We start from the raw sequence: 25,705 nt of genomic DNA, 5'->3' as shown, positions 1-25,705 counted from the left end.
CGCCCGGCGCGCGCGGAAGGATCAGCGCTGCAGCGGACCGGTGCGATCGCAGGCCAGGCGCCGGCCCGCAAGCGCGCAGCGCGTCAGCAGCCGTCCGTCCATGTCATAGACATTTGCCTGCCATTCGTCGTTGCCGTCAGCGCTGTCGTGTCGTTCCAGCATCGCGAAGCCGAAATGGCCGCCATGGGTCATCCGCGCGATCTGCGTTCCGGGCGCGGGCGCCAGTCCCGCCATCGGCGGCAGCGCTTCGTCCAGCATGTCGCCGGCATTGCCCGAGACCAGCGCCGCCGGATGGCCGGAGGCGAAGTCGACTGCCTGGAAGCTGTGCGCGTGCCCGTGCAATGCGAGCGTGATGCCCGGCGGATACCATGCGGGACCGAACAATGCAGACATGACGGACTGCAGCGCCGGATTGCCGGTCGGCTTGTCGTCGCCCGGTTCGGGAATGAAGGCCAGCACCGGATGGTGGCTGGCGAACCAGGTGTTGCGGATGCCGGGCCGGGCCGCCAGGGCCGCTACCTTGTCGAATTCGCTGGTGTAGGCGGTGCGGCGCGAGTCGTCGGCGCCCAGCGCACGCATGCCGGCGGCCGCGGAGTCGAACACCACCAGCTGCGTGCCGCGGCCTAGATCCACCGCATAGGGCTCGCCGTGATTGGCTCGGCCATCGTTGGCGGCATCGTCGCAGGTCTGCCCCTGCCGCCACGGACGCGGATCGAGAAAGCGATACCAGCCTTGCCCGGCGCGGCGGCATTCCTCGTGGTTGCCGCGCAGCATCACCCACGGGGCGGCAGCCAGCAGCGGCGCGGCGGGAGCGAAGAAGTCTGCGTGCCAGGCGGTCCAGCCATAGCCGGACGGACTGCCGGCGCAAGCGGCAAGCCCTTCGGGGCAAGGGCTTTCGCGATAGTGGTAGTCGCCGACATGAATCACCAGATCGGGTGCCATGGCGGCGGCCCGTGCGGCGATGGTGGCGAATGGCCACGCGCGCGTATCGTTGCACGCCTGCCACGGCGCACCGTGTTTCATCCGGCAGCCGGTGTCGCCGATCACCAGCACACGTTTCGGCGCCTGGCGCGGCAGGGGCAGGACTCGGCCCGCCACGCTCGCTTCGCTGGCCCCTGGCGGCAGCATGGCCTCGCAGACCGCGACGGGAAACGCGGCAGGTGCAGCGTCGGCGCCCGCCACGACCGGCCGGGCCGGTGCGATGCCGGGCGCGGCGCGTAGCGTCATGGTCTGCGCGACGCCGTCGGCCACCAGCGGCGGACACATCGCGACATCGACGGAAGAGGATGCCGCGCGGTCGGGCGATGCAACGATCGCGCGAACCATCGCCCGATGGTCGCCGACCAGTTGCACCCATGCCGCCTCGATGCGGCGCGGTTCGGCGGGATCCGGCGAAGGGGAGGAGTCGGTGACCCCGCACCCCGCAAGCGCAAGCGAAACGGCCAACGCAAGCACAGACGCAAGCACAAGCGGTGCGCGCATCGCCAACTTGCGCAGCGGGAGGCGCCGCGAATTGGCGGCGGCGGGGCGGGATGGGTAACGGTCGAGAAGGAGGAGACGCATGGGCTGATCGATCCTTGGCAAGGGGAACGCCGCCGGCAGGCGGCACGGCCCCAAGCGTAAGGGATTGGCCTCGACGCGGCGTTCGAATGCGGCCGCAGCTTATCGCGATTGGCGCCCGGCCTAAAGCACGGGATCAGCGAAAGCGCGGGATCAGCGCGCCAGCTGGCCCAGTACGCTTTCCAGCGACGACAGGCCGGTCTCGATCAGATGCGACATATATACGTTCATCTGCGGCATCACCAGCATCAGCAGCAGCAGGCCGCCGGCCAGCGTGACCGGGAAGCCGACCGCGAAGATCGACAGCTGCGGCGATGCGCGGTTCAGGATGCCCATCACCAGATTCAGCGTCAGCAGCGCCGCCACCAGCGGCAGCGCGAGCAGCAGACCCGAGGAGAACACCGTGCCACCGGCACGTGCCACGGCGGCCCAGCCTTCGGCCGACAATGGCGTGCCGCCGATCGGCAGCGCCGAGAAGCTGTCGACCAGCGTGGCCAGCATCAGCAGATGGCCATCCATCGCCAGAAACAGCAGCATCGCGACGATGCCGAGAAAGCGTCCCAGAACCATGGTCTGGCCGCCGGCGCCTGGATCGAAGAACGACGCGAACGACAGGCCCATCTGCAGGCCGATGATTTCGCCGGCGTACTCGACCGCGGCGAATACCAGCCGCATCGTGAAGCCGAGCGCGATGCCGACGCCGATCTCGTTGAGGATCAGCAGGAAGCCGTCGAAGGAATAGATCGGCACCACCGGCAGATTGTCGATGGTCGGCGAGATCGCGATCGCGATCAGCGCGGCCAGACCAATCTTGGCCTGCCGCGGAATGGTGTTCTCGCCGAACAGCGGCGCGGTGGCGATCAGCGCAAGCAGCCGGAACAGCGGCCACAAAAAGGCCGCGATCCATTCGTAGAGCTGGGCCGTGGTCACCGATACCATCGTGTCGCCTCCGCGGTCGCTGTGGTTATGCTGTCGTTGTGGTTGACGTTATCCGTGTCCGTGCTGGCCGAATCAGCGCACCAGACCCGGAATGCTTTCGAACACCTCGCGCATGTAGTCGACGAAGGTGTTGATCATCCACGGCCCCACCAGCACCAGCGTGATGAACAGCGCCAGCAGCTTGGGAATGAACGACAGGGTCATTTCGTTGATCTGCGTGGCGGCCTGGAACAGGCTGATCGCCAGGCCGGCCACCAGCGCGACCAGCAGCAGCGGGCCGGCCAGCAGCAGCGTCATCTTCATCGCCTGGGTGGCGATGGTCATTACGGTTTCCGGCGTCATTTGGGCTCCGATGCGCTTGCGAGGTCGGCGAGAAACATCAGGCGTGGAGGGTCTGTGACATCAGGTGAGGAAGCTCTGCGCCAGCGAGCCGAGCAGCAGCTGCCAGCCATCGACCAGCACGAACAGCATCAGCTTGAACGGCAGCGAGATCGTCGCGGGCGGCACCATCATCATGCCCATCGCCATCAGCACGCTGGCCACCACCAGGTCGATGATCAGGAACGGGATGAAGATCGTGAAGCCGATCTGGAACGCTGTCTTCAGCTCGCTGGTGACGAAGGCCGGCACCAGCACGCGCAGCGGCACGTCCTCCGGGCCCTGCATCTCCGGCGTCCTGGCCATCTGCGCAAACAGGGCCAGGTCCTTCTCGCGGGTCTGCTTCAGCATGAAGGCCTTCATCGGCGCGGCGGCGCGCTCGGCGGCCTGCTCCAGGCTGATGCGGTTCTCCGACAGCGGCTTGTAGGCGTCGGTGTAGACGCGGTCCAGCACCGGCGACATCACGAAGAACGTCAGGAACAGCGACAGGCCGATCAGCACCTGGTTCGGCGGCGAGGTGGCGGTGCCGAGCGCGGTGCGCAGCAGACCGAGCACGATCACCACGCGAGTGAAGCCCGTCATCATCAGCAGCGCGGCCGGCAGGAAGGACAGCGAGGTCAGCAGGACCAGCGTCTGGACCGACAGGGACCAGGTCTGGCTGCCGCCCGGACCGGGGCGGCTGACCACGCCTGGCAGGGCCTGCGCGGCGGCGGGGTCGGTGCCGAGCGCGAGCGCGGCGGCCAGCAGCAGGCCGAGCGCCAGCGTCAGCGGCGCTGCGGACCGACGCCGGCTGGCGGCGTACAGGGTGTTCATGACTTCGGGGTCTGTTGCAGGGTTTGTTGCAGGTTCTGCTGCATCGAGCGCAGCAGCTTCTGTGCAAAGGTGGCCTTGTCGCCAAACGGGGCCTGGGGCGACGTGTGGGTGCTGCCCATGCCGCCGCCCATGCCACCGATGCCGGCGATCGCCTCGCCAGGGGAGGCGGAGCCGGCCGGCAGGGTATGCAGCGTGCGGATTTCGCCGGCGCTGACACCGAGCACCAGCCAGGTATCGCCGACCTCGACCAGCAGCAGGCGCTGGCGTGCGCCCAGGCTGGTGCTGCCGACCACCTTCATCAGGCCGCCCTGCACATGCCGCACCAGACCGGCGCGGCGCGCCAGCCAGGCAAGGCCCAGGATCAGCGCGATGATCGCGAACAGGCCGAGACCGGCCTGCGCCAGCGCGCCGGCGCCGGTCGCGCTGGTCACGGCATCGGCTGCGTGCGCGAAGGCGGGCAGGCCGGCGGCCGCAGCGCAGATCCAGCGGGCAGCGTACGACCGCGTGCCCGGCGCGGACCGCCATGCGCGGCCCCGAGCGGGTTTCATTTGTTCAGCTTCCGGATGCGTTCGGACGGCGTGATGATGTCGGTCAGGCGGATGCCGAACTTGTCGTTGACCACCACCACCTCGCCCTGCGCGATCAGATAGCCGTTGACCAGCACGTCCATCGGCTCGCCGGCCAGGCCGTCGAGCTCGACCACCGAACCTTGCGCCAGTTGCAGCAGGCTCTTGATCGGTACCTTGGTGCGGCCCAGTTCGACCGTCAGTTGCACCGGGATATCGAGAATCATCTCGATATCGTTGTGGAAGCCGCTCGACGCTTCGCGCTCCAGCGGCTGGAAAACCGTGGCGGCCGCGGGCGTGGCTGCAGCCGCCGTGGCGGTGGCGGCGGCCGGCGCAGCAGTCGCGCTGGTTTGCTCGGCCAGGGCGCTCGCCCAGTCGTCCATCGGATCGGCCGGCTTGTCCTCTTTGCCGTCAGTCATGGTCGGTTTCCTTGTTGGAATCGCTGTCTTGATGATTGAACATGCGCTGCACACGCAGCGCGTACTGGCCGTTCATCGTGCCGTAGCTGCACTGCATGACCGGCACGCCGTCGACCTTGCCGATCACGTTCTCGGGCAGCTCGATCGGCAGCACGTCGCCGGCGCGCAGCGCCAGCACTTCAGCCACGGTGCTGCGCAAATGGGCGAATTCGGCCACCAGTTCCACTTCCGCGGCGCGCAGCTGTTGCGACAGCTGCTGCAGCCAGCGCTTGTCGACCTCGACTTCATCCTGCAGCGGATTCATCAGCAGATCGCGCACCGGCTCGATCATCGAGTACGGGAAGCAGACATGCATCTGTCCGCCGACCGCGCCCAGTTCGATATGGAAGGCGGTGGTCACCACGACCTCGTTGGGGATCGCGATGTTGGCGAACTTGGTGTGCATCTCCGAGCGAACGTATTCGAACTCGATCGGATGGACCGCCTGCCAGGCGTGGCCGTAGCTGGCCAGCGCCAGATCCAGCATGCGGCGGATGATGCGTTGCTCGGTCTGCGTGAAGTCGCGGCCCTCGACGCGCGTATGGAAGCGTCCATCGCCGCCGAACAGGTTATCGACGACCAGGAACACCAGATTCGGATCGAACACGAACAGCGCGGTACCCCGCAGCGGCTTCATGTGGACCAGATTCAGGTTGGTCGGCACCGGCAGATTGCGCACGAACTCGCCGTACTTCTCGATGCGGATCGAGCCGACCGAGATATCCGCGCCGCGGCGGATGAAGTTGAACAGCGCCGTGCGCAGCTGGCGCGCAAAACGCTCGTTGATGATCTCCAGCGTATGCAGCCGGCCGCGGACGATGCGCTCCTGGGTCGCCAGGTTGTAGGGCCGCACGCCGTCTTCGGCGACCGGTGCGGTGGCCTCGGGCGTGTCGGCTTCGCCGGATACGCCCTTGAGCAGCTCGTCTACTTCGTCCTGCGAAAGGAACTTGTCGTAAGCCATTTAGTGTCCTGCCCCAATGAACGACTGGATTAGAGAAGCGCCGCACGCACGCCGGCCTGGGCGCGCGCGAGGTGCGCATCGGCGGGCGAGAGTCGGGTGGTCGGCTTCATATCGGGTTGGCAAGCGGGGCAGGGCACGGGCTTACTGCACCACGAAGGAAGTGAACAGGACATCCACAATCTGTTGGCTCGGCAGGGCCGGTGCGAACGGCTTTGCCAGCGCCTGCTTGATTTCTTCGGCGAGCTTCTGCTTGCCCTCGACGGTCGACAGCTCCGGCGGCTGCTTGGCCGACAGCAACAGCAGAATGCGGCTGCGTGCCTCCGGCAGGTATTCGGCGATGCGCGACTGCGTCTGCGTGTCGGCTACCTTGACCGACAGGCCGGTGTGCAAGAAGCGGTCGCCGTCCTCGCCCTTCAGGTTGACCGTGAAGGCGTCGAGGGCGACGAAGATCGGCGCCGGAACCACGGGCGCGGCCGGCGCGGCGGGTGCGCGGTTGTTCAGCAGGCTGCCGAGGAAGAAACTTCCCGCGCCCAGCACGGCCGCGACCGCGACACCGGCGAGAATCAGCACCCCGCGCTTGCTGGAGCCGGATGCCTGGGGAGTCGTGAGCGTTTTCGCCATGAGATGCCTGTATCGGAATGCCACGCCATTCTGGGTGAATCGGTGGCGGGCAATGGGCCGAAAAAAAGGGGGAAACCCGCTCAGCTTGGCCGTTTGAGCCGAACGGGAGCGACCGTCGGCGGCGGCGGACGGTCATCACATGGGTTAACGTTGCCGGGCGGCGGAACTTGAGCGGGCTGCGGCCGGACTGTCATCGGCGGGTCATTGCGCGGCGCCAGACTCGCGGGATCTGGTCCCTGGAGAGCCTGCGCATGCGCCGTCCCGCCGTCCGTCCCGCCGATCCTTCCATTGAGCCTGTCGCCGAACCTGGTGTCGAGCGCCCGGGTATCGCGCCCGCCCGCGGTGCCGGGGTCCGGGGCCTGGGGCTCGCCGCACTCGTCATGTCAGCGGCGTTGCTGGCCGCCTGCGGGGGCGATGACGACAACGGCGACAGCCTGCGGCGCTCGGTCGGCGCGGTCCGGCTGATCGGCGAGCAGACGCTGCCCAACGACCTGCAGGTCGGCGGCACCACGGTGGGCGGCCTGTCCGGCGTCGACTACGATCCCGCGGCCCGGCTCTGGTATCTGGTCTCGGACGACCGCTCGGACAAGCAGCCCGCCCGCTTCTATACAGCGCGGCTCAGCTATGACCTGAATCGGCTGGAGCCGGTGCAGATCGCCAGCGTGGTGACGCTGCGGCAGGCCGACGGCAGCGCCTATCCGAACCGCGCGGCCGGCGGCGTCGTGCCCGATCCCGAGGCAATCCGCTTCGATCCCTCCACCAGCAGCTTGTGGTGGACCAGCGAGGGCGATCGCGCGCTCGGCCTCGACCCCTTCGTCGCCCGGGCCCGCACGGATGGCACGCTGACCGGGGCCTTGCCGCTGCCGCCCGCGTTCAGGATGTCGCCGACGCAGGAGTCCGGCTCGCGCAACAACGCAACGTTCGAGGGGCTGTCGCTGTCCGCCGACGGCAAGTCGCTGTGGGTCAGCATGGAAGGGCCGCTGTATCAGGACGGCGCGTTGCCGACGCCCTCGTCCGGCTCGGTGTCGCGGCTGCTGCGCTATGACCGCAACGGCAACGTGCTGGCGCAGTATGTCTATCCGCTGGACCCGATTCCGGCGGCGCCCGCCCCGGGGCGCAGCGCCGACAACGGCGTGACGGAGATCCTGGCGATCGACGACAACCGGCTGCTGACGCTGGAGCGCGCCGGCGTGCAGGGCGCCGACGGCAATTTCACCACCTATGTGCGGCTGTACCAGATCGATATCCGCGGCGCGACGGACGTGCGCAGCCTGGACCGGCTGACCGGCGCCAGCTACGTGCCGGTGCAGAAACGGCTGGTGCAGAACCTCAATACGTTGGGGCTCAAGACCGTCGACAACATCGAGGGCATGGCGTGGGGCCCGAAGCTGCCCAACGGCCGCGACAGCCTGGTGCTGGTCTCGGACAACAACTTCAACGCGAGCCAGATCACGCAGGTGCTGGCGTTCGAGGTGCTGCCCGAGTAAGAAGGGCAGCCGGGGCGCCGATCAACGCGTGTGAGTCGGTTTAACGGGTGACAGCGGGTGACAGCGGGTGGCAGCGGGTGGCAGCGGGTGGCAGCCGCTGTCAGCGTGCCTCAGCGCCCGTAGCCATATCCGTCGTAGCCTCGCCCCTCGTACGGCTGGTCCGGATAGTCGCGCTGGTATGCAGGCGGATAGCCGCGGCGATCGTCGCCGTATTGCCGCTGCCGCGCCGGCCCGTCGGCACGGATGCGCGCGGCACGAATCGGTCCGGCGGCTTCCAGCGGGCCATTGACGATCAGGTCGCCCTGCACGCGCAAGGGACCATGCACGGTCAGCGGGCCGTTGAAGGTCCGCTGCGGCGCGCCGCGCATCGACGGGCCGTCGTCGGTCTCGAACCACTGTCCGGTCACGGGTCCGCGTACCCGCACGCGGCCGTCGACCTCGACCGGCCCCTGCACGGTCACCGGACCGTTGACGACCAGCGTGCCGGCCACCGTCATCGGCCCCGATTCGACCGGCTGCGCCTGGGCCTGAGCGGCCAGCATCGTCGCGCCGCACATGGCCATCAAAGCCAGCCCTCGGCGCAGGGCAAAAATCGCTGTATTCACACCGTTCTCCCATGATTCGGCAGCCTCCGTTGTACCTCGCGCGCGGGCGGCCGTGGCCCGCCGTTTCCCTTTGCTGCCAACGACTTACGGCCGTTACACCCGGTAACGCCGAGGCACTGTTGCGCAGCCGTCAGTCCTAAGTCTTATATAAGATATAAGACGTTTGACCGAGGACCGGCGTTGAGCGTACAATCGCGACCACAACGGTGTTTCTTAACCCTATTACCCCGCAGGCTCCTATGCTCGAAAACTATCGCGCCCATGTCGCCGAACGCGCCGCGCTTGGCATTCCTCCGCTGCCGCTGTCCGCGCAGCAGACCGCCGAACTGATCGAACTGCTGAAGAACCCGCCCGCCGGCGAAGAGCAGACCCTGCTGGAACTGATTACCTACCGCGTGCCCGCCGGCGTGGACGACGCCGCCAAGGTCAAGGCCTCTTACCTGGCCGCCGTCGCCCTGGGCAAGGAAACTTGCGCGCTGATCAGCCGCGCCCGTGCTACCGAACTGCTCGGCACGATGCTGGGCGGCTACAACATCTCGCCGCTGATCGAACTGCTGGACGACGCCGAAGTCGGCACCGTGGCCGCCGACGCGCTGAAGAAGACCCTGCTGATGTTCGACGCCTTCCACGACGTCAAGGAGAAGGCCGACAAGGGCAATGCCAACGCGCGCGCCGTGCTGCAAAGCTGGGCCGACGCCGAATGGTTCACCAGCCGTCCGGAAGTCCCGCAAAGCCTGACCGTGACCGTGTTCAAGGTCCCGGGCGAAACCAATACCGACGACCTGTCGCCGGCCCCGGACGCCACCACCCGCCCCGACATCCCGCTGCACGCGCTGGCGATGCTGAAGAACAAGCGCGAAGGCGCCGCGTTCCAGCCCGAGGAAGACGGCAAGCGCGGCCCGGTCAAGTTCATCGAATCGCTGAAGGAGAAGGGCCACCTGGTCGCCTACGTCGGCGACGTGGTCGGTACCGGCTCGAGCCGCAAGTCCGCCACCAACTCGGTGCTGTGGTTCACCGGCGAAGACATCCCCTTCGTGCCGAACAAGCGCTTTGGCGGCGTGTGCCTGGGCGGCAAGATCGCCCCGATCTTCTACAACACGATGGAAGACGCCGGCGCGCTGCCGATCGAGCTCGACGTGTCGAAGATGGAAATGGGCGACGTGATCGAGCTGCGCCCGTATGAAGGCAAGGCGCTGAAGAACGGCGAAGTCATCGCCGAATTCCAGGTCAAGTCCGAGGTGCTGTTCGACGAAGTGCGCGCCGGCGGCCGCATTCCGCTGATCATCGGCCGCGGCCTGACCGCCAAGGCGCGCGAAGCGCTGGGTCTGGCCCCGTCGACGCTGTTCCGCCTGCCGCAGAACCCGGCGGACACCGGCAAGGGCTACACGCTGGCGCAGAAGATGGTCGGCCGCGCCTGCGGCCTGCCGGAAGGCAAGGGCATCCGCCCGGGCACCTACTGCGAACCGAAGATGACCTCGGTCGGCTCGCAGGACACCACCGGCCCGATGACCCGCGACGAGCTGAAGGACCTGGCCTGCCTGGGCTTCTCGGCCGACCTGGTGATGCAGTCGTTCTGCCACACCGCCGCCTATCCGAAGCCGGTCGACGTCAAGACGCACCACACGCTGCCGCAATTCATCAGCACCCGCGGCGGCATCTCGCTGCGCCCGGGCGACGGCGTCATCCACTCGTGGCTGAACCGCATGCTGCTGCCCGACACCGTCGGCACCGGCGGCGACTCGCACACCCGCTTCCCGATCGGCATCAGCTTCCCGGCCGGCTCGGGCCTGGTGGCGTTTGCCGCTGCCACCGGCGTGATGCCGCTGGACATGCCGGAATCGGTGCTGGTCCGCTTCAAGGGCAAGATGCAGCCGGGCGTCACGCTGCGTGACCTGGTGAACGCGATTCCGCTGTACGCGATCAAGCAGGGTCTGCTGACCGTCGCCAAGCAGGGCAAAAAGAACATCTTCTCGGGCCGCATCCTCGAAATCGAAGGCCTGCCCGACCTGAAGGTCGAGCAAGCGTTCGAACTGTCCGACGCTTCGGCCGAGCGTTCGGCCGCCGGCTGCACGGTGCGCCTGAACAAGGAACCGATCATCGAATACATCAACAGCAACATCACGCTGCTGAAGTGGATGATCGCCGAGGGTTATCAGGACGCCCGCAGCCTGTCGCGCCGGATCAAGGCCATGGAAGCCTGGCTGGCCGATCCGAAGCTGCTCGAGCCGGACGCCGACGCCGAGTACGCCGCCGTGATCGAAATCGATCTGGCCGACGTGCACGAGCCGATCGTCGCCTGCCCGAATGACCCGGACGACGTGAAGACCCTGTCCGACGTCGCCGGCGCCAAGATCGACGAAGTGTTCATCGGCAGCTGCATGACCAACATCGGCCACTTCCGCGCCGCGTCCAAGCTGCTGGAAGGCAAGCGCGACATCCCGGTCAAGCTGTGGGTCGCCCCGCCGACCAAGATGGACCAGAAGCAGCTGACCGAGGAAGGCCACTACGGCGTGTTCGGCACCGCCGGTGCGCGTACCGAAATGCCGGGCTGCTCGCTGTGCATGGGCAACCAGGCCCAGGTGCGCGAAGGCGCGACCGTGATGTCGACCTCGACCCGCAACTTCCCGAACCGCCTGGGCAAGAACACCAACGTATATCTGGGCTCGGCGGAACTGGCCGCCATCTGCTCGCGCCTCGGTCGCATCCCGACCAAGGAGGAGTACATGGCCGACATGGGCGTGCTCAACGCCAATGGCGACAAGATCTACCGCTACATGAACTTCGATCAGATCGAGGATTTCAAGGGGGTGGCGGATACGGTGACGGTTTGATGGCGGGGAGCAAACTGGTCTTTGGGGTTTGAGGGTGTTTTTTTGTTGTGAGTCTTGAGCCTTGAAGACTGGGTTGAACTGCTTTTGAATTTGTTTCTGTTGGGAAAGCCTCGGGGGCGGAAGTCTCCGGGGCTTTTTGTTTTGCTGGGCTTTAAAGCCGCACCCATGGCTGGGTGCCTAGGGAGGTCCTCGCCGGCGCGTCCTGCAGTTGTAAGTTTGCGGATTGGCAACCGACTGAAGAGGGCAGGTGAGGCGCTCGGCCTGTCCATGCGCGACCTCCAAGCGACGGTCGAGAGTTTGGTTTACGCGCAGGCCATCGGCAAAAGCTAGCAAGACAAGATGATGCCAAGTTCCACCGTACTGCTTGCCATGGCCAACGCGCTGCGCGTCACGCCCGAAGTCCTGCTCAGTGAGTGGAAGATCGGGCTGACCGCGTTGACTTCAGAAAGGCGCCCTATACGGGCGCCAAAGAAGAGCGCGCTATTGAGGCCTCCGCCCTTGACCAGCTCGGACGCTATCTGAGGCTAGAAGAGCTGGTATCCGAACACGCCGCGGCTTGGTCCGCACCCTGTGGAGGAGCATTCGCCGTCGGCCAGATCCAAGACGCGGAACTCGAAGCCGACTCGTTACGGCGGCTATAGTGGCGCTCGGCACCGACCCTATCCCCGCAATGATCGAGCTGCTTGAGGACATGGGCAGCGAGGTCATTGCGCTCGATTCGCCCCAATGTGTCTCAGGATCGAAAGCCATCATTCAGTAAGCTGGTCAGCGGGATGTCCCCGCCGTCGTCGTGAGCAAGAAGCACAACGGCGAACGCCAACGCTTTACGCTCGCGCACTTGGTACTTCGATTTGTTGAATTGAGCGATACAGAGCAGGAGAAGGCAGCGGACCGCTTCGCCGGAGCGTTCCTGATACCGAAGGACATGGTGAATCGTTTAGTGGGAAGCCATCGGACGTCCATCGCCATCGGCGAGCCGGTCGAGTTGAAGAAGATATTTCAGGTCAGCGTCGCATCCTTGGCCGTACGCTGTTCACAGCTTGGCCTGCTGTCCAAGGCAGGGGACTGTTCGCTTAGTCTTCCTCTTCACGCTGCCACTGAGTGTAGTCGCGTTGACGCCTTATGAGGCGGCGTTTGTTCGGCGAAGGCGAGTGCTAAGGGATAATCAGTCACCGACTGTTTGCGCTCAGCTGCACCACGCGACCGAATCACGCCTGTTACGCGAGACGGGAGCCGAGGCGGCGCGGTCAAACGTTATTCGTCTATTGAAAAAATCGAAGCATTTTTTAACGAACTCCAGTGCTGTGCGTAGGTGAACAAGGCCAAGGCTTTACCGGGATTCGCCGGTTTAATCTTGGATATCGTAACGATGCTTCCGAAGCATACATGTCCTCCGCTCACCAAGCCACTGCGTCCACGCATGAAGGTTCCTGTCGAGAATTTATTGCATGCTATTTCACTTGCCGGTGCAACCATTATTCGTTGATTCATCCCTTTCCACCAATGTGGTGAGACGGAAAATTGCCATAGCGGTTGCCAAAGCGGTCGCCATTGCATAAACAAAAAGTATGAATCCTACGAAGTGCCCGATTGGTGCCAGCCACTCATGCACGAAGTCGATATTTCCGAAAATGTGAAAAATAAGAGCGCCGATTCCATTGCTCTCGCTTAAACCGAAGTTCAATCCTTTCGCAATGAAAGCAGCCAGCAATGCAGCCAGCTGAACAACGATAAAATGTGCCAAAGAGGCGCTAATCCTGACATATGGGCTAGTGCTACCATTTTTCCGCTGCATGATCACGGCACGAAAACGCTCGTCACCGAACCCGAGCACAATCGCGTATGCGCCAATTGCGAATCCGACCATCGTCGGCAAAGCGGCAATCGCGTCGCTCCACCATTCGAGCCGAACCCAAAGGTGATTCAGCATCGCGGCTAAAACGATAGACGCGTGTAGATACGGAGACGTTAAAACTGCCCTAGCTCCACCGTATGCGCTCCAGTACCGGCCGAATATCCCTCTTACGCCCTGATACGATCTACTCAGATCGTGCAGCATCGTTACCCTCAGTTCTGATGACGGGCTCGGCGGATGCGCGAAATGTAGTCATTTGCCGCACTCAATAGAGCCGTTCGGACTGTTTCGACGTCCGGATCGTAATTCGCCGGCGCCAGCATCGGGTGTTGTTTCGTCGAAAATGTTGAAACCTTCCCGCCCTCTGTCGCTCCACGTGCTTCAACATATCCATTCGCTTGTGCCACTTCAGAAAGCATCCGAGTACTTTCATTCGGCACCAACGACTCGCCCTTCTCGGCGACTAGCACGGTAACCATGGTGGCGGCATTCTGTTCAGTCAGTCGTTCCTTGATATCCTGTTCTAGATCCTCCCAATCGTCAGGATTGGGGGGAGTAATCACGATATGCAGCTTGCGAAGATCTGGTAGCGCAAAAATTCGATCCAACGTGTCGGCGGCTGGTATGACTGTCACGTTTATCTGGCCATACTGCTCTGCAAGACGAGGCTGGTTCAGCAGCTCCCGAAAGTACCGCCCAGCATCCATAGGGCCAAGATGCTCATCAGTTTCGCGACTAATGAAGAACAACCGATGCGAAGGTGCATGAAATAGGAAAGGGAATGCCTCTAGGCCGGGCTTCAAGTGCTCCGGTACATTAAGCTTCGCTAAATCGTGCTCCTCAGCTGGAGCCTGCTGAAGCATATTGAGCCACTTTCCCGAAAGCTTCAAGTCGTAAAACTTGAACACCTCTCCATAGTAGAAGCCGTCTTCTTCGTGTCCATCGAAGGAGCCGAGTATTCCGGCAAATTGGCCACGAATTTTAATAGCGCGCTTGCTTCTGTATGCCTTTTTTAGCAGCTCGACGTATCTATCGGGATTGTGTGGCTCAGGCATGACAATGTTCAAAGCACCGACGATGACCGTTCTCAATTGTTGGACCCCATTTGTTTTTCTCTCTATCGCCCCGGAGCACGCCCGGGAGGTGAAATAGTAACCGAAATCTACCTGTCGATGATGGGGCTTGCTCTCCGGGGTTGTTCGCACTGCGTGGCACAGTCCGAAGGACTGTATTGTCATCTCACATCTGAGATTACGCACGACATGTAGCGAAACCGTACCCTACCGCAGTTGGGTGCAAATATTCCCCGCCGAAAATACAATCCATACGCCTTCTCAGAAGGCGGATAAATACAGAACCAAAAAAAGACAGACCTCGGGGGGTCATCCATGCGTGTTCTTGTTCCTTTGCTGTTGGCCACGACGGTCGGCTTTGCCGGATGCGCGCAAACGCCGGAAGACCAGTTGGCTCCGCGGTCGTCCACGGTGCGCCTGTGCGACGGCAACACCTGTACCGAACAGGATCGACGCGTAGCGACAGCGCAGCTCGCCTCCAACGAAGCCGATCCGCGTATGCAGGCATTGGCCAAGGTGGCCGAGAAGAATCCGGACGCCGCCTACGATTTGGGCCTGCGTTTGCTGCGTGGCGATGGCGTCGAGCGCAACAGCTATCAAGCGCTGGAATGGCTGCGCAAGGCCGGTGACAATGGTCATACGCAAGCGCAATTGGCGCTTGGTCGAATTTATCTGATGGGCTTTGAGGAAATGGGTTCGGACCCTGCCGAAGCCGAGGCTTGGCTGATACGAGCGGCAGCCAAGGGCAGCAAGGAAGCCAAGGATTTGATTCCGCAGGCGCAGGCTGCCAAGAAGGACGAACAGAGCGCGTACCGGGTCCGCGAGGCCTATCGCACGTCGTGGTTTGCCTGGTACAGCAGCTATCCGTATTACTGGGTATGGGGCCCTTCGGGCTGGTATCACCGCTAAGTCTTCCCACCCCGGATTCTTTTCGTCAATTTCCTCGACAGGAACGCCCTAATCATGCCCAAGAATATTTCTTTGCGCGTGGCCGCACTGGCTGCGTCCGTGGTTCTCGCTGGCTGCGCCACCGCCGGCGGCGGCCTCATCAGCACCGGCACCGCGCCTACCGCTGCGACCGGCGCCGCCGGTGGTGCCGCCAGCGTCAATGCCAATGCTTCCCTGGAGCGCTGCGACGCTCCGCTCGGCACGCTGGCCGTGGATGATGGCCGCGGCAAGGAGTGGTTTGCGGGCTTTGGTGCAGCCACCAAGGTCACGACCATCGAGCCGCTGATCCGCCTGGCCGTGCAGCAGTCGAACTGCTTCGTGATCACGTCGATCGGCAACAATCGCACCGAAAGCAAGCTGTCGAACATCACCGACAAGCAGCGCAATTCCGGTGAGTTCCGCGCAGGCTCGCGTCAGCAGAAAGGACAGCGCGTGGCGGCCGACTACTACATGGAGCCGGCCATCATCATCGACAACGACTCCACGGGCCAGCTGGCCGCCGGTGTGGGCAGCCTGTTCGGCGGTGTCGGCGCGCTCGTTGGTGGCGCCATGCAAAGCAAGGCCTCTGTCGTGACGCTGACCATGTTCGACATCCGCTCGGGCGTGCAGGTCTCCATCTCCGAAGGCAATTCCACGGCAACGAACTTTGGCGCGGCGCTGGGCGCCTTTGGCGGCAATACGGCCGGCGGTCTCGGCGGCTTCTCTCGCACGCCGGAAGGCAAGGCCACCGTCGCGGCTTTCATGGACGCGTACAACAACATGGTGATCTCGCTGCGCAACTACAAGGCGCAGGAGGTCAAGGGCGGACTGGGCCGCGGCGGGCGGCTGAAGGTCGGCTCGTAAACTCGCTCGGCGAAATCCCGCGTTTGATGCCATCTGCTGCTCGCCAGATGCCAGTGGAAGGATCAGATGGGGCGCGGGATCGGTCCTTCATTACTGCCGAGGGGACGTTATCCCTGGAGAGTCGGTTAGACTTTACCGGCCCGGGATAAAACCCAACTGGTTCTCTCACTCCAGCAGTAGGACACCACCATGAGCATTCGCGTCGGCATTGTTGGAATCAGCGGTTTTGGCGGCGGCGAGGCGATGCGCCTGATCGCGAGCCATCCGTCCTTCGAGCTGGTCTACGCCGCCGGCGAAGGCAGCGCCGGCAGCCGATTGGTGGACCGCTTCCCCGGTGTGCCCGCCAAGCTTGCCGAGTTGGTGATCGAGAAGTGGGATCCTGAGACGCTGCCGAAGCTCGACGTCCTCTTCGCGTCGCTGCCGACCGGTGCTTCGGCCGAGGCTTTGGCGCGCGTCCCGAAGGACGTCAAGATCGTCGATATTGGCGGCGATCATCGCTACGTCGACGGTTGGGCGTACGGCCTGGCCGACGTCTGGCCGGCTCAAGTCGAGGGGCAGACCCGCGTAGCCAACCCGGGCTGCTTCCCCGCGGCGACGCTGACCGCGCTGGCGCCGCTGCTGGCCGACGGGCTGATCGAGCCGGGCAACATCGTGATCGATGCCAAGACCGGCATCTCCGGCGCCGGCCGGGGCGGGGCGGACAGCAAGTTCGGCTACGCGGAGAGCAACGAAAACGTGGTGCCCTACGGCTTGCTCAAGCACGTCCACATGCCCGAGATTGCCAGGACGATCGAGCGGCTGAGTGGCGGCAGCGCGGCAGGCCTGGTGTTCACGCCCCACCTGGTGCCGATGACCCGCGGTGTGCTCGTCACCATCTACTGCCGCGGCCGCGCCACCACGGACCAGTGCCTGGACGCGGCCCGGCGCTTCTACGCCGGACGCGCATTCGTCCGCGTAAGCGACCAGCCGCCACAGACCAAATGGGCTACCGGCTCGAATCTCGCGTTCGTCAGCTATGCGGCCGATCCCGAGCGCAACCTGGTGATCGCGATGGGCGTGGTCGATAACCTTGGCAAGGGAGCTGCGGGGCAGGCGGTGCAGAATGCGAACCTGATTTGCGGTCTGCCGGAAACGGCGGGGCTGGATGGTGGGCCTGTTTGGCCGTGATGGCTTTGGCGAGTCCGATCGCATAGCCCTATTTGCTGCATCACTTTTACGTCCGGAGCGAAGCGGTGCCATGGCAGATGGCTCGGACTACTAGCCGAGTTGGGTTGCAAGCTCGAAGCTTGCTGTCGATCTCGAGGATAAACAGCCTAGGGCCTCCGTCTATTCGCGCACAATTCCAGTCGGGATTGGGTAGCCCATATCCGCCGTCAGATGGCAAAAGAACTCCGTATCAACATCCCGCCCGCAATGCATGAACAAGCAGGCAAGCGTCTGCGCCAACGGCGCAAGGCGCTCCGGATGAGCGCCGACAACCTCGCTGCGGCACTGGGCGTGTCTTTTCTGACCGTCTACAACTGGGAACGGAAGGGCTTGCCCAACTCCATGGCCGCCTCGCGCATGGAGCGTCTTGAATCCACACTTCAGGTGCCCAAGGGCTGGCTCTTGTCGACCGAGATGTTGGCGGACGACTCACCGACCGACCAGCCTGCCGCCCGTGCGGATAGGATGAAGGCGGCACAGGACACAACGATCGACGCGGCTACCGTTGCGGAGGCGATCGGGTGTGTAGCCACAGGAATCGCATTGGCCCGCTACAAGTATCCGCGAGTGGATGCGGGAGACGTAGACCTGCGCAATGCCGAGATGTTTGCGGCGCGCTACGGTGTGTCTGGGCCGGATGGCGCTCTGCTGGAGGCGATCGGTCAAGCCAATGGCATAACCCGTGAGCGCGTGCGGCAGATTACCGAGGCAATGGCACAGGAATCGGCACGTTTCACGTTTCGGCTTCCGATCTTGGATACCGTGCGAGCTGAACTTGACGCACTCTTGCCGATGCCGGAGGAGCAGCTCAATGAGAGACTGCAAGCCGTCCTCGGGCATGCACTGACTATCGACGATGCAAACCGCTTCTGCGTCGAGATCCTGGGCATAAAGCTCGTTGCATTTCTGGACCTCGGCAGCGGGCCTAATGCGAACCAGTTCGAACGGGTCGTCGTGGCACCTGGTTCGGAAGCGGAATGCCAACGCTGGGTTAAGGACGTCCACTCTCTCGCGCTGGACATGATCCGTGCAGCGGGCGCGGCTCACCTCCCTACGGTGATTGGACAGGGAGTCATTGCCGGTCTACCGATCGAGCACGCGAATGTGGCGGGGGTACTCAAGGTCAACAAGGGCTTTGCGTGGCTATCGCAGGCGGATGGCTGGTTCTGGTTCGGGGAAGGTGTGCCGGCACGCAACCCATTGCTGTCGACCGCTAGGGAGATCGTCACCGCCGCGGGCGGCCGAGCGGACGTCGAGGACATACGCGCCGGCTTGATGAATACGCAAGCAGCATGGGGCCGCCGCGATGATGCCCGGCTTGGACTTGCCGTTGTGCCGCCCGCGCCCATCGTGCGCACGTTGCTCGGCCAAGTGCCGTGGCTCGAGACGGTCCAGTCCAACGACTTTCGGTTGTCTGGCCAAGCGGCGTCATTCTCTGAGGCTGAGGCGATCGTCTTGGGGGAAGTGAAGCGTCTGGGTGGCGTCGCAAGCCGGAGCATGCTCAAAGATGCCTTGGTCGAAACAGGGCATTTGCCGCTCGTTACGCTTAACTTCATTCTGGACACGAGTGCGATCTTTACCCGGGTGACCCGCGGCGTCTTCGGCGTTCGGGGCCTGGACTATCCGATACCCGCACTGCTGTTGGCCATGGAGACCGTCTTAGGCAGAAAGCCGATATTGACAAACAGGGGCAACACGAATCTGTCATTCCCGTTTGAGTTGACTGCCTTCGCCGCACGGCAGGGCGCATGCGTCGCGCCTACGAGCTTGGTGCCAATGCTCGCGGAGGGACCCTACACTGTGGAGGGCACGGATTCGACCATAGACATGGTCCAGCGCGCATCGGGCGCTTTCTCCCTGAACCGCGCAGTTCAATGCATGGTAAAGCTCGGCGTTAGCGTGGGTGAGACGGTAGAGATCAAGATCAACGTGCCACAGAAAGTGGTCTCGATTAGCGCGATCAGCTGCGACCCTCGGTAGGGGACAAATGCAGCCGGACATTCTCATCGGCACGCACTTCAAGCTACTATCGCTGCTCGCTCTTGCCGCTTATAAGGTAAGCGACGCCACCTTTGGGACAATCGTGGCAGCCAGGCAAACGTGTACTCAACTAGGCCGCCTTACAGCAGGAGTTCTTCTCCACCGAGGGCTAGTTTTCCTACGTCCACAGTTATCTCGATCACGAAACATCGTCGGTAGTTCGCCCATGCTGCGCACCGTATTAGCAGCCAATCCCAATTGGCCATGTAGCAGGAGCGCGACTGATCGCCCCGGGGATCGATTGGCGGTGCAGCCAAATGGGCTGCCGGCTCGAGTCGAGCGTTCGTCAGTTGGGCGGCCGATCCTGAGCGCAACCCGGTGATCGCGATGGGCGTGGTCGACATCCTTGGCAAGGGAGCGGCCCGAACAGGCGGTGCAGAATGCGAACCTGATTTGCGGTCTGCCAGAAACTCCTTGTTCACGGATGTTATGATCGACGTTAGATTCGACGATGGCTTGAAGAAGAAGTGAAGCTGGGGGAGCAGCGTTGTGGGGTAGCGCTCCTCACGATAAATAGGGTCAAGTCATAGCCTGGAAATACTCAAAATGGTGGATTGGTTCCCAATAGTCTTTATTGTATTCAAGGTTCTCGTGCTCGGCACGGGCATGTTCTTCGCCATCAAGTGGCATTACGACAAAGGCAGGAAGAAGGACGTAGCCAGGTGACCCTAGCCAGGAGCGTCGCCTACCGATCGGCACCGACCACAAGATTGCCGATATATTCCTCCAGCGCCGTCCCACCCCTCAGCGGTTCCTCCGGCAAATCGAATCCACTGTCCACACTGACCGCAGTCATCCGGGCATAGGAATCGGCCGCAGCATCCGAGAACCCCAATCCCAGGAACGTCTCCTTCCACTTGTCCCGCGGCACCACTTCAAGTTCAACGGGCCGGCCCAGTGCCCGTGAGAAGGCGGTCGCAACGTCCTTGGAAGAATACCGACGCGGCCCTTCCACGTAACGCACGCCGACATCGTCGAGCAGGGACATCAGCCGGGCCGCTGCCGCTTCTCCCAAATCGCGCGGCGCGACCATGGGGATGGGTAGATCGGCAGGAAACATCGTCGGCAATTTGCCTGTGCCGCGCACCGTATCCAGCAGCCAGTCCCAATTGCTCATGTAGTAAGCGGCGCGATTGATCGCCGCGGGAATCGATTGGCGGCGCAGGCCTTCTTCGAGTTCCCACAGCACGCTCAAGTCGCCGATGCGCTCGCCGGGCTGGGCGCCGCCGGTGGATTCGGCGACGACTTTCTCGAGCCCAGAGCCCTCTAGCGCGGCGAGGATGTTGGCCACCGTGTGCCGCTCGATCGCATCGGTGTCCTTGCTCGTATCGGCAGGCGGATTGAGCAGAAACGCCCGGCGTCCTCGCCGAAACGCGGCGCGCAACGACGCCACGTCTTCCACATCGGCCTCGGCGATTTCGGCGCCCTTGTCGCGCCATTTGGCCGCGCGGGCGGCCGAGCGGGTCACGATGGTCACCGCCCGGCCGCGGGCGAGCAGCGCTTCCGCTGTCGCCGATCCAACATGTCCGGTACCGCCCATGATCACGTACATGTGCTTGCCTCCGGCGTCCCCTGATCCGGTGTCAGGAATGGACGCATTAGTCATTGCTGATGTCCGAAACCATACCAAAGACTGGCGCGGTGTTGTACTTCACCCGGGACGCGCGAATTACTGTCGAGCGTCCTTCGGCACGGACTTCCACATTACGATCCCGGCGGCGACCAGCAGCCCCGCCAGCAGATACAGCGCGTTATCCATGCTGCCGGTCTGAACCTTGACCTGCCCGATCACCCACGGGCTGACGATTCCGCTGGTAATGCCCACACTGCTGATAAACGCAAGTCCGGTTGCCGCGGTATGCCCCGGCAAGTAGCTGCGCGGCAGCGACCAGAAGACCGGCAGCGCCGCAAAGATCAGCACTGCCGCCACAGACAGGATCGCCAGCATCGCGCCGAAATGCGGCAGCCGCAGGGTCAGCAGTGCGAGCGCCAATGCCCCGCCACAGCAGCACAGCAGGAAATGGCGATGGCGCTCGCCAGTGCGGTCCGAATTCCGCGCAATGAGGATCAAACCGACGGCGCCCACGGCATTCGGAATCACGCTATACAAGCTGATCGACACCACATCCGTAATGCCGAAATCCCGGATCATCAGCGGCATCCAGAAATTCAGCGTTAGCGAGCCGCAGGTCAGCGCGAAATAGATGAACGCGAAGACGTACAGCTTGGGATTGCGCAGCGCCTCGCGCAGTGCGCCCATCGTATGCGCGGCATGGCTGCCTTGCTGTTCGCCCTCCAGTTGCTGCGCAAGCAATGCCTTTTCCCGGGCGGTGAGCCATGTTGCATCTGCAGGACTATCGACCAGATACCAGGCGGCGATCAAGCCGAGCAGCACGGCGGGCGCGCCTTCGATGGCGAACATCCATTGCCAGCCGAACAGGCCCATCACGCCGGCCATGTCGCGCATGATCCAGCCGGATACCAACCCACCCAATACGCCGGCAATCGCGACACCCGCGAAGAAGATGGCCATCACAGCCGCGCGCCGGTGCGCGGGGAACCAGTAGGTCATGTACAGGACGATGCCCGGGAAAAAGCCGGCCTCGAATACGCCGAGCAGGAAACGCAGCGTGTAGAACTGCGCCGGCGTGGAGACGAAGGCCATTCCCACCGACACGGCGCCCCACAACAGCATGATTCGCGTGAAGGTGCGCCTAGCGCCGAAGCGTGCGAGCAGCATATTGCTTGGCACTTCGCACAGCACATAGCCGACGTAGAACACCGCGGCGCCGAGCCCGTACATCGCATCGCTGAAGCCGAGATCATGCTTCATCTGCAATTGCGCGAAGCCGATATTGATGCGATCGAGGAACGAAACGACGTAGCAGACGAACAGGAAGGGGACGATGCGCATCCAGATCTTGTGGTGCAGCGCGTCTTCTTCGTGTGCGAGGGCGAGCGGGGGCGTCGCGGTGCCCGCGTGGAGTTGGGACATGCTTTGTCTCCGTAAAGCAGGAAGGAGGAAAAGGACGGGCGGAGCGAGCCGCCCTTAACGGGCCGGTGTCTTGCGCACCGTCGGCCCGGAGTGGATTTCGTCGTGTGTCAGCGGATTGCGCGGGGCGCGCCCTGGACTGGCCGAATCAGGCGGAGGCTGTTTCTGCCTCGCGTGCCAATCGCAATGCCGACAGCAGCGTCTCGTGGTCCCCAATATGGTTGGCCAACAGCAGGATCAGTCGGGCGTTAGCGGCCTGGCTTTGGGCGTCGTCCAGATCGCGGTGCATGTCGATCAGGGCTTCGTAGAAGTCGTCGGGACGGGCCAGGTTGGGTTCGGTGGTGAGTGGCATGGTGTCTCCGGGAATTGTGGTCTTGTGCGGTGGGCGAGCATTCGCGGTCATCGTGCGCCGGTTGCCCTCTCCCCCGCCCCTTTCCCGCTGGCGGGAGAGGGGAGAGAACCGCCGCGAGGCAAGGCGAGGTGCCGGCTGCTGGCGCGTCAGGCAGCGACTGCTTCGGCTTGTGCCGGTGCGGCGGCCGTGGCGGCGGCGCGCTGCGGCAGCAACTTGCCTTGAGCGCGAGCGATGGCCTCCATCACCTGCTCCGCGTCTACCACCCTCCAGCGCGCGCACACATGCTGATCTGGCCGGACCAAATACGCGGTCCCCGGCACGGCGTCGTAGCGCTGGGCCACCACGCCGGCGGCGTCGACCAGCACGGCGGTGTCCGTCACCGATGCAGCGGAGCCGTCAGCGGCCGACACGAACAGCAGACGTGGCGCGCCGGCGCGCGCTCGCAATGTCGCGATCTGCTTTGAGGTATGCGTCTCCAGAGAGTCCGGACTGCCGTAGACAAGCAAGCAGAACCGACCATCGAGCTGTGACAGCAGCCAGTCCTGCGCACCGTCGACGAGCACGGGCGCATCGGCACAAGGAGCGCCAGGCACCATGGCGCCCGCAAAGGCGTCGGTATCGGCCGTATTCAACGGAGACGAGGCCAGCACGCTTGGCACCGACAATCGCCCGCTATTGACCAGCGTCCGCGCAAACGGGTGCTTTGCCGCCAGCGTCAGCACGGCATCGCGAAACACACGGCTTACCTGACTCTTGGGCGTAATGAAGTCCGTAGAACGAGTCGAATTGCGGATGTTCTCGTCGGCCGCGTATTCGCGCTCGCTGGCATAGGTGTCGAGCAGCGCGTCGGGCGCCTCGCCGCGCAAGACGTGGGCCAGCTTCCAGGCGAGGTTGTCTGCATCCTGCACCCCGCTATTGGCACCGCGTGCGCCGAAGGGCGACACCCCGTGCGCGGAATCGCCGGCGAACAGCACGTTGCCATGCCGGAAGCTGTCCATGCGCAGGCAGGAAAAGGTGTAAACGCTGACCCATTCGAGCTCGAACTTCGCATCCGGGCCGAGCAGCGCCTGCACGCGGGGGATGACGCGTTCCGGCGATTTCTCCAGCACTGGGTCGGCGTCCCAGCCCAACTGGAAATCGATGCGCCAGACGTTGTCCGGCTGGCGATGCAACAGCACCGACTGATTCGGATGGAAGGGCGGATCGAACCAGAACCAGCGCTCGCTCGGAAAGCCCGCTTCCATTCTGATATCCGCGATCAGGAAGCGGTCCTTGAAGGTGCGGCCCTTGCTGTCGAGACCGAGCAGGTTGCGGATCGGGCTGCGTGCGCCATCGGCCGCGACGACGTAGCGAGCCTGCACCGCATACGGACCGTCCGGCGTTTCCACGGTCAACGCGACGGTGCCATCGGTGCCGCCATCCTCCCGACGCTCGATGCCGACCACCTTGTTCTTCCAGCGGATCTCCAGATTCGGCAATTCGCGCGCGCGCTCGAGCAGGAAGCCCTCGACGTAGTACTGCTGCAGGTTGATGAAGGCCGGCCGGCGATGCCCGCTTTCTGGCAGCAGGTCGAAGGCATAAACCATCTGGTCGCGCAGGAAGACCTTGCCGAGATTCCAGCGCACGCCCTTGTCGACCATTCGATCGCCACAGCCGAGCCGATCGAAGATTTCCAGTGTCCGCTTCGCGAAGCAGATTGCGCGCGAGCCGGTCGACAACGTGCAATCGTCGTCGAGCAGCACCACCGGGATGCCCTGCTTGGCCAGGTCGATCGCAGCGGCCAGGCCAACCGGTCCGGCGCCCACTACCACGACGGGATGCACCACTCCGGCCGCGGACGCCTGCGCGCAAGGTCGGTATTCGAAGGTCAATCGTTGATAGTCGACCGTCATCGTGTTGTCTCCTTCCACCATCTCGAATGCCGATCCCGCTGCGTCAGTCCTGCAGCGCGGCCCACATTTCCTTGTCGCGCTGGGCAGTCCAGATGCGCGGATGGGTGATGCCGGACGCCTCGTCATAGGCGCGGGTCACGTCGAACGGCAAGCAGTGCTCGTAGATGAAGACGTGGCCGAATTTTGGATCCATGCTCTTGCGCGTATGCGCCATCGCGGCCTTCAGATCCATGTTCTGCGCCACCGCCTCCTGGCCCGCGCGGTACAGCGTGGTGACGAAGTCCTTGGTGTAGGCGATGCCTTCGCGCACCTGCTGGGGCGTGGTCAGCGCGGGACCGCGGCCCGGGACCAGTTTTTCCGCGCCGAGCGCCTGCAGCGCGTCCAGCGTCGCCGGCCATTCGGCCAGCTGGGCGTCGCCGCAATAGCAGGCGGCCTCGTATTCGACCAGATCGCCGGAGAACAGCACCTTCTGCGACGGCAGCCAGACCACGGTATCGCCCTTGGTGTGGCCCGAACCGAGATGCGCAATGCGGACTTCGAGCTTGCCGAGGAACAGCGTGATTTCCTTGTCGAACACCAGCGTCGGCCAGGTCAGGCCGGGCACGGTCTCGACGCCGGCGAACAGGCGCGGGAACCGCTCGATTTCCGACTTCATATCGGCCTCGCCGCGCTCGACGATCATTTCGTAGGTGCCGCGGCTGGCGATGATCTGCTGCGCACCCTCGGCGAAATAGGCCGATGCGCCCAGCACGCGCACCGCGTGGTAGTGCGACAGCACCACGTATTTGATGGGCTTGTCGGTGACCGAGCGGATCTTCGCGATCAGGTCCTGCGCCATCGCGGGCGTGGCGGTGGTATCGACGATCAGCACGCCATCGTCGCCGATGATCACGCCCGAATTCGGATCGCCCTCGGCCGTATAGGCGTAGGCGTTCTCGGACAGCTGGGTGAAGGTGACCTTTTTGGCTTCCAGGTCGGCTTGCGATGCGAATGCTTTGGCCATGCTTGCCTCGTCGTGGGTGACGGGGCGCGGCAGCGGGCGGCATTGCGGGTGACAACGCACGAATACTGTCTCGCCCCTTCGTTATTGGATTGGCCGGGCGCGAGGGCGCGCGGCGTTGTCGGGGTAGACGGATGGTAGGAGAGGTTCATTAGTTAGTCAATAACCAAATGATTGGCTAAAACATAAAAAGACCGCGGGCGATCCAGCGGCGCCCGAGCTGCCACAGCCGGCGTGGCCCACTTGCAGGCTGCCGCTGCGGTGCGCATGCGGCGTTGGATTAAT

24 protein-coding genes are annotated in these 25,705 nt (G+C 63.8%); 8 read left to right on the top strand and 16 right to left on the bottom strand.

Annotated features, from left to right (window positions below; translation table 11 throughout):
• Nucleotides 1-21: 21 nt before the first annotated feature.
• From HTY53_RS04860 to fliL, 8 genes are all read right to left on the bottom strand, one after another.
• Entirely contained in the window at nucleotides 22-1,353 is a 1,332-nt protein-coding gene (locus HTY53_RS04860; protein WP_368040908.1) for a metallophosphoesterase, read from the bottom strand.
• Nucleotides 1,354-1,713: 360 nt separating this feature from the next.
• Complete coding sequence (gene fliR, locus HTY53_RS04855) at nucleotides 1,714-2,499, bottom strand: flagellar biosynthetic protein FliR (RefSeq protein WP_174105302.1); 786 nt, start codon at nucleotides 2,497-2,499, stop codon at nucleotides 1,714-1,716.
• 72 nt (nucleotides 2,500-2,571) lie between these two features.
• Nucleotides 2,572-2,841: a flagellar biosynthesis protein FliQ gene (gene fliQ / locus HTY53_RS04850; RefSeq protein WP_174105301.1), complete on the bottom strand. Its 270-nt coding sequence runs from the start codon at nucleotides 2,839-2,841 to the stop codon at nucleotides 2,572-2,574.
• A 60-nt stretch (nucleotides 2,842-2,901) separates the two neighbouring features.
• Nucleotides 2,902-3,690: a flagellar type III secretion system pore protein FliP gene (gene fliP, locus HTY53_RS04845; RefSeq protein ID WP_174105300.1), complete on the bottom strand. Its 789-nt coding sequence runs from the start codon at nucleotides 3,688-3,690 to the stop codon at nucleotides 2,902-2,904.
• Nucleotides 3,687-4,238, bottom strand: a complete 552-nt coding sequence (gene fliO / locus HTY53_RS04840; RefSeq protein WP_174105299.1) for a flagellar biosynthetic protein FliO — start codon at nucleotides 4,236-4,238, stop codon at nucleotides 3,687-3,689. The genes fliP and fliO overlap by 4 nt, the downstream gene beginning before the upstream one ends.
• Entirely contained in the window at nucleotides 4,235-4,675 is a 441-nt protein-coding gene (gene fliN / locus HTY53_RS04835) for a flagellar motor switch protein FliN (RefSeq protein WP_174105298.1), read from the bottom strand. Before fliN ends, fliO begins: the two co-directional genes overlap by 4 nt.
• Nucleotides 4,668-5,675 carry a flagellar motor switch protein FliM gene (gene fliM / locus HTY53_RS04830; protein WP_174105297.1) on the bottom strand — a complete coding sequence of 336 codons (1,008 nt, stop codon included), beginning with the start codon at nucleotides 5,673-5,675 and terminating at the stop codon, nucleotides 4,668-4,670. Before fliM ends, fliN begins: the two co-directional genes overlap by 8 nt.
• A 141-nt stretch (nucleotides 5,676-5,816) precedes the next feature.
• A complete protein-coding gene (gene fliL, locus HTY53_RS04825) occupies nucleotides 5,817-6,296 on the bottom strand; it encodes a flagellar basal body-associated protein FliL (RefSeq protein WP_174105354.1) in 480 nt (159 codons plus the stop codon).
• Nucleotides 6,297-6,676: 380 nt separating this feature from the next.
• On the opposite strand from fliL, the gene HTY53_RS04820 reads away from it, so the two are divergent.
• Nucleotides 6,677-7,783, top strand: coding sequence for an esterase-like activity of phytase family protein (locus HTY53_RS04820; protein ID WP_254599807.1), 1,107 nt, complete (start codon nucleotides 6,677-6,679; stop codon nucleotides 7,781-7,783).
• Nucleotides 7,784-7,893: 110 nt separating this feature from the next.
• Here the strand turns inward: HTY53_RS04820 and HTY53_RS04815 are convergent, their stop codons facing one another.
• A complete protein-coding gene (locus tag HTY53_RS04815; RefSeq protein ID WP_174105296.1) occupies nucleotides 7,894-8,388 on the bottom strand; it encodes a hypothetical protein in 495 nt (164 codons plus the stop codon).
• Between the two features lie 239 nt (nucleotides 8,389-8,627).
• Between HTY53_RS04815 and acnB the strand changes: the two genes are divergently transcribed.
• Nucleotides 8,628-11,219 carry a bifunctional aconitate hydratase 2/2-methylisocitrate dehydratase gene (gene acnB / locus HTY53_RS04810; RefSeq protein WP_174105295.1) on the top strand — a complete coding sequence of 864 codons (2,592 nt, stop codon included), beginning with the start codon at nucleotides 8,628-8,630 and terminating at the stop codon, nucleotides 11,217-11,219.
• A gap of 790 nt (nucleotides 11,220-12,009) precedes the next feature.
• Nucleotides 12,010-12,345, top strand: a complete 336-nt coding sequence (locus HTY53_RS04805; RefSeq protein ID WP_174105294.1) for an ImmA/IrrE family metallo-endopeptidase — start codon at nucleotides 12,010-12,012, stop codon at nucleotides 12,343-12,345.
• A 330-nt stretch (nucleotides 12,346-12,675) separates the two neighbouring features.
• Here HTY53_RS04805 and HTY53_RS04800 read toward each other — a convergent pair whose 3' ends face one another.
• Entirely contained in the window at nucleotides 12,676-13,149 is a 474-nt protein-coding gene (locus HTY53_RS04800; protein ID WP_254599806.1) for a hypothetical protein, read from the bottom strand.
• Between the two features lie 137 nt (nucleotides 13,150-13,286).
• Nucleotides 13,287-14,165 carry a DUF4747 family protein gene (locus HTY53_RS04795; RefSeq protein WP_254599805.1) on the bottom strand — a complete coding sequence of 293 codons (879 nt, stop codon included), beginning with the start codon at nucleotides 14,163-14,165 and terminating at the stop codon, nucleotides 13,287-13,289.
• Between the two features lie 297 nt (nucleotides 14,166-14,462).
• On the opposite strand from HTY53_RS04795, the gene HTY53_RS04790 reads away from it, so the two are divergent.
• From HTY53_RS04790 to HTY53_RS04775, 4 genes are all read left to right on the top strand, one after another.
• Nucleotides 14,463-15,056, top strand: coding sequence for a tetratricopeptide repeat protein (locus HTY53_RS04790; RefSeq protein WP_174105292.1), 594 nt, complete (start codon nucleotides 14,463-14,465; stop codon nucleotides 15,054-15,056).
• A gap of 54 nt (nucleotides 15,057-15,110) precedes the next feature.
• Nucleotides 15,111-15,938 carry a hypothetical protein gene (locus HTY53_RS04785; RefSeq protein WP_174105291.1) on the top strand — a complete coding sequence of 276 codons (828 nt, stop codon included), beginning with the start codon at nucleotides 15,111-15,113 and terminating at the stop codon, nucleotides 15,936-15,938.
• A gap of 189 nt (nucleotides 15,939-16,127) precedes the next feature.
• Nucleotides 16,128-17,105: an N-acetyl-gamma-glutamyl-phosphate reductase gene (argC, locus tag HTY53_RS04780; RefSeq protein WP_174105290.1), complete on the top strand. Its 978-nt coding sequence runs from the start codon at nucleotides 16,128-16,130 to the stop codon at nucleotides 17,103-17,105.
• A 210-nt stretch (nucleotides 17,106-17,315) separates the two neighbouring features.
• Nucleotides 17,316-19,124, top strand: coding sequence for a hypothetical protein (locus HTY53_RS04775; RefSeq protein ID WP_174105289.1), 1,809 nt, complete (start codon nucleotides 17,316-17,318; stop codon nucleotides 19,122-19,124).
• 745 nt (nucleotides 19,125-19,869) lie between these two features.
• Here the strand turns inward: HTY53_RS04775 and HTY53_RS04770 are convergent.
• The gene (locus HTY53_RS04770) at nucleotides 19,870-20,736 is read right to left on the bottom strand and encodes an NmrA family NAD(P)-binding protein (protein ID WP_174105288.1); all 867 of its coding nucleotides are present in this window, start codon (nucleotides 20,734-20,736) and stop codon (nucleotides 19,870-19,872) included.
• A gap of 117 nt (nucleotides 20,737-20,853) precedes the next feature.
• Nucleotides 20,854-22,098 (bottom strand): MFS transporter, encoded by a 1,245-nt coding sequence (locus HTY53_RS04765; RefSeq protein ID WP_254599817.1) that lies wholly within the window; start codon nucleotides 22,096-22,098, stop codon nucleotides 20,854-20,856.
• Here HTY53_RS04765 and HTY53_RS24725 point away from each other — a divergent pair.
• Complete coding sequence (locus HTY53_RS24725; RefSeq protein WP_254599820.1) at nucleotides 22,009-22,194, top strand: hypothetical protein; 186 nt, start codon at nucleotides 22,009-22,011, stop codon at nucleotides 22,192-22,194. The genes HTY53_RS04765 and HTY53_RS24725 overlap by 90 nt on opposite strands.
• Before the next feature lie 130 nt (nucleotides 22,195-22,324).
• Here HTY53_RS24725 and HTY53_RS04760 read toward each other — a convergent pair whose 3' ends face one another.
• The 3 genes from HTY53_RS04760 to HTY53_RS04750 form a co-directional block, all read right to left on the bottom strand.
• Nucleotides 22,325-22,528 carry a DUF2783 domain-containing protein gene (locus HTY53_RS04760; protein WP_064574319.1) on the bottom strand — a complete coding sequence of 68 codons (204 nt, stop codon included), beginning with the start codon at nucleotides 22,526-22,528 and terminating at the stop codon, nucleotides 22,325-22,327.
• A 146-nt stretch (nucleotides 22,529-22,674) separates the two neighbouring features.
• Nucleotides 22,675-24,420, bottom strand: a complete 1,746-nt coding sequence (locus tag HTY53_RS04755) for an FAD-dependent oxidoreductase (RefSeq protein WP_174105351.1) — start codon at nucleotides 24,418-24,420, stop codon at nucleotides 22,675-22,677.
• A 43-nt stretch (nucleotides 24,421-24,463) separates the two neighbouring features.
• Nucleotides 24,464-25,423 (bottom strand): MBL fold metallo-hydrolase, encoded by a 960-nt coding sequence (locus HTY53_RS04750; RefSeq protein WP_174105286.1) that lies wholly within the window; start codon nucleotides 25,421-25,423, stop codon nucleotides 24,464-24,466.
• Nucleotides 25,424-25,705: the final 282 nt, after the last annotated feature.

The organism is Cupriavidus gilardii, assembly GCF_013314895.1.
In the GTDB taxonomy this organism is placed as follows: domain Bacteria; phylum Pseudomonadota; class Gammaproteobacteria; order Burkholderiales; family Burkholderiaceae; genus Cupriavidus; species Cupriavidus gilardii_C.
Note: the sequence above shows the minus strand (reverse complement) of the source record. Positions and strands in the feature narration are given on the sequence as shown.

Bases quoted from the DNA above. Each gene is read 5' to 3' on its own strand.
- HTY53_RS04775 (WP_174105289.1), top strand. From the start codon at position 17,316: ATGGCAAAAGAACTCCGTATCAACATCCCGCCCGCAATGCATGAACAA.
- fliR (WP_174105302.1), bottom strand. From the start codon at position 2,499: ATGGTATCGGTGACCACGGCCCAGCTCTACGAATGGATCGCGGCCTTT.
- HTY53_RS24725 (WP_254599820.1), top strand. From the start codon at position 22,009: ATGCTTCATCTGCAATTGCGCGAAGCCGATATTGATGCGATCGAGGAA.
- HTY53_RS04785 (WP_174105291.1), top strand. From the start codon at position 15,111: ATGCCCAAGAATATTTCTTTGCGCGTGGCCGCACTGGCTGCGTCCGTG.
- fliO (WP_174105299.1), bottom strand. From the start codon at position 4,238: ATGAAACCCGCTCGGGGCCGCGCATGGCGGTCCGCGCCGGGCACGCGG.
- argC (WP_174105290.1), top strand. From the start codon at position 16,128: ATGAGCATTCGCGTCGGCATTGTTGGAATCAGCGGTTTTGGCGGCGGC.
- HTY53_RS04800 (WP_254599806.1), bottom strand. From the start codon at position 13,149: ATGCTGAATCACCTTTGGGTTCGGCTCGAATGGTGGAGCGACGCGATT.
- HTY53_RS04790 (WP_174105292.1), top strand. From the start codon at position 14,463: ATGCGTGTTCTTGTTCCTTTGCTGTTGGCCACGACGGTCGGCTTTGCC.
- fliP (WP_174105300.1), bottom strand. From the start codon at position 3,690: ATGAACACCCTGTACGCCGCCAGCCGGCGTCGGTCCGCAGCGCCGCTG.
- acnB (WP_174105295.1), top strand. From the start codon at position 8,628: ATGCTCGAAAACTATCGCGCCCATGTCGCCGAACGCGCCGCGCTTGGC.
- fliQ (WP_174105301.1), bottom strand. From the start codon at position 2,841: ATGACGCCGGAAACCGTAATGACCATCGCCACCCAGGCGATGAAGATG.
- HTY53_RS04755 (WP_174105351.1), bottom strand. From the start codon at position 24,420: ATGACGGTCGACTATCAACGATTGACCTTCGAATACCGACCTTGCGCG.
- fliM (WP_174105297.1), bottom strand. From the start codon at position 5,675: ATGGCTTACGACAAGTTCCTTTCGCAGGACGAAGTAGACGAGCTGCTC.
- HTY53_RS04750 (WP_174105286.1), bottom strand. From the start codon at position 25,423: ATGGCCAAAGCATTCGCATCGCAAGCCGACCTGGAAGCCAAAAAGGTC.
- fliL (WP_174105354.1), bottom strand. From the start codon at position 6,296: ATGGCGAAAACGCTCACGACTCCCCAGGCATCCGGCTCCAGCAAGCGC.
- fliN (WP_174105298.1), bottom strand. From the start codon at position 4,675: ATGACTGACGGCAAAGAGGACAAGCCGGCCGATCCGATGGACGACTGG.
- HTY53_RS04820 (WP_254599807.1), top strand. From the start codon at position 6,677: ATGTCAGCGGCGTTGCTGGCCGCCTGCGGGGGCGATGACGACAACGGC.
- HTY53_RS04760 (WP_064574319.1), bottom strand. From the start codon at position 22,528: ATGCCACTCACCACCGAACCCAACCTGGCCCGTCCCGACGACTTCTAC.
- HTY53_RS04770 (WP_174105288.1), bottom strand. From the start codon at position 20,736: ATGTACGTGATCATGGGCGGTACCGGACATGTTGGATCGGCGACAGCG.
- HTY53_RS04765 (WP_254599817.1), bottom strand. From the start codon at position 22,098: ATGCGCATCGTCCCCTTCCTGTTCGTCTGCTACGTCGTTTCGTTCCTC.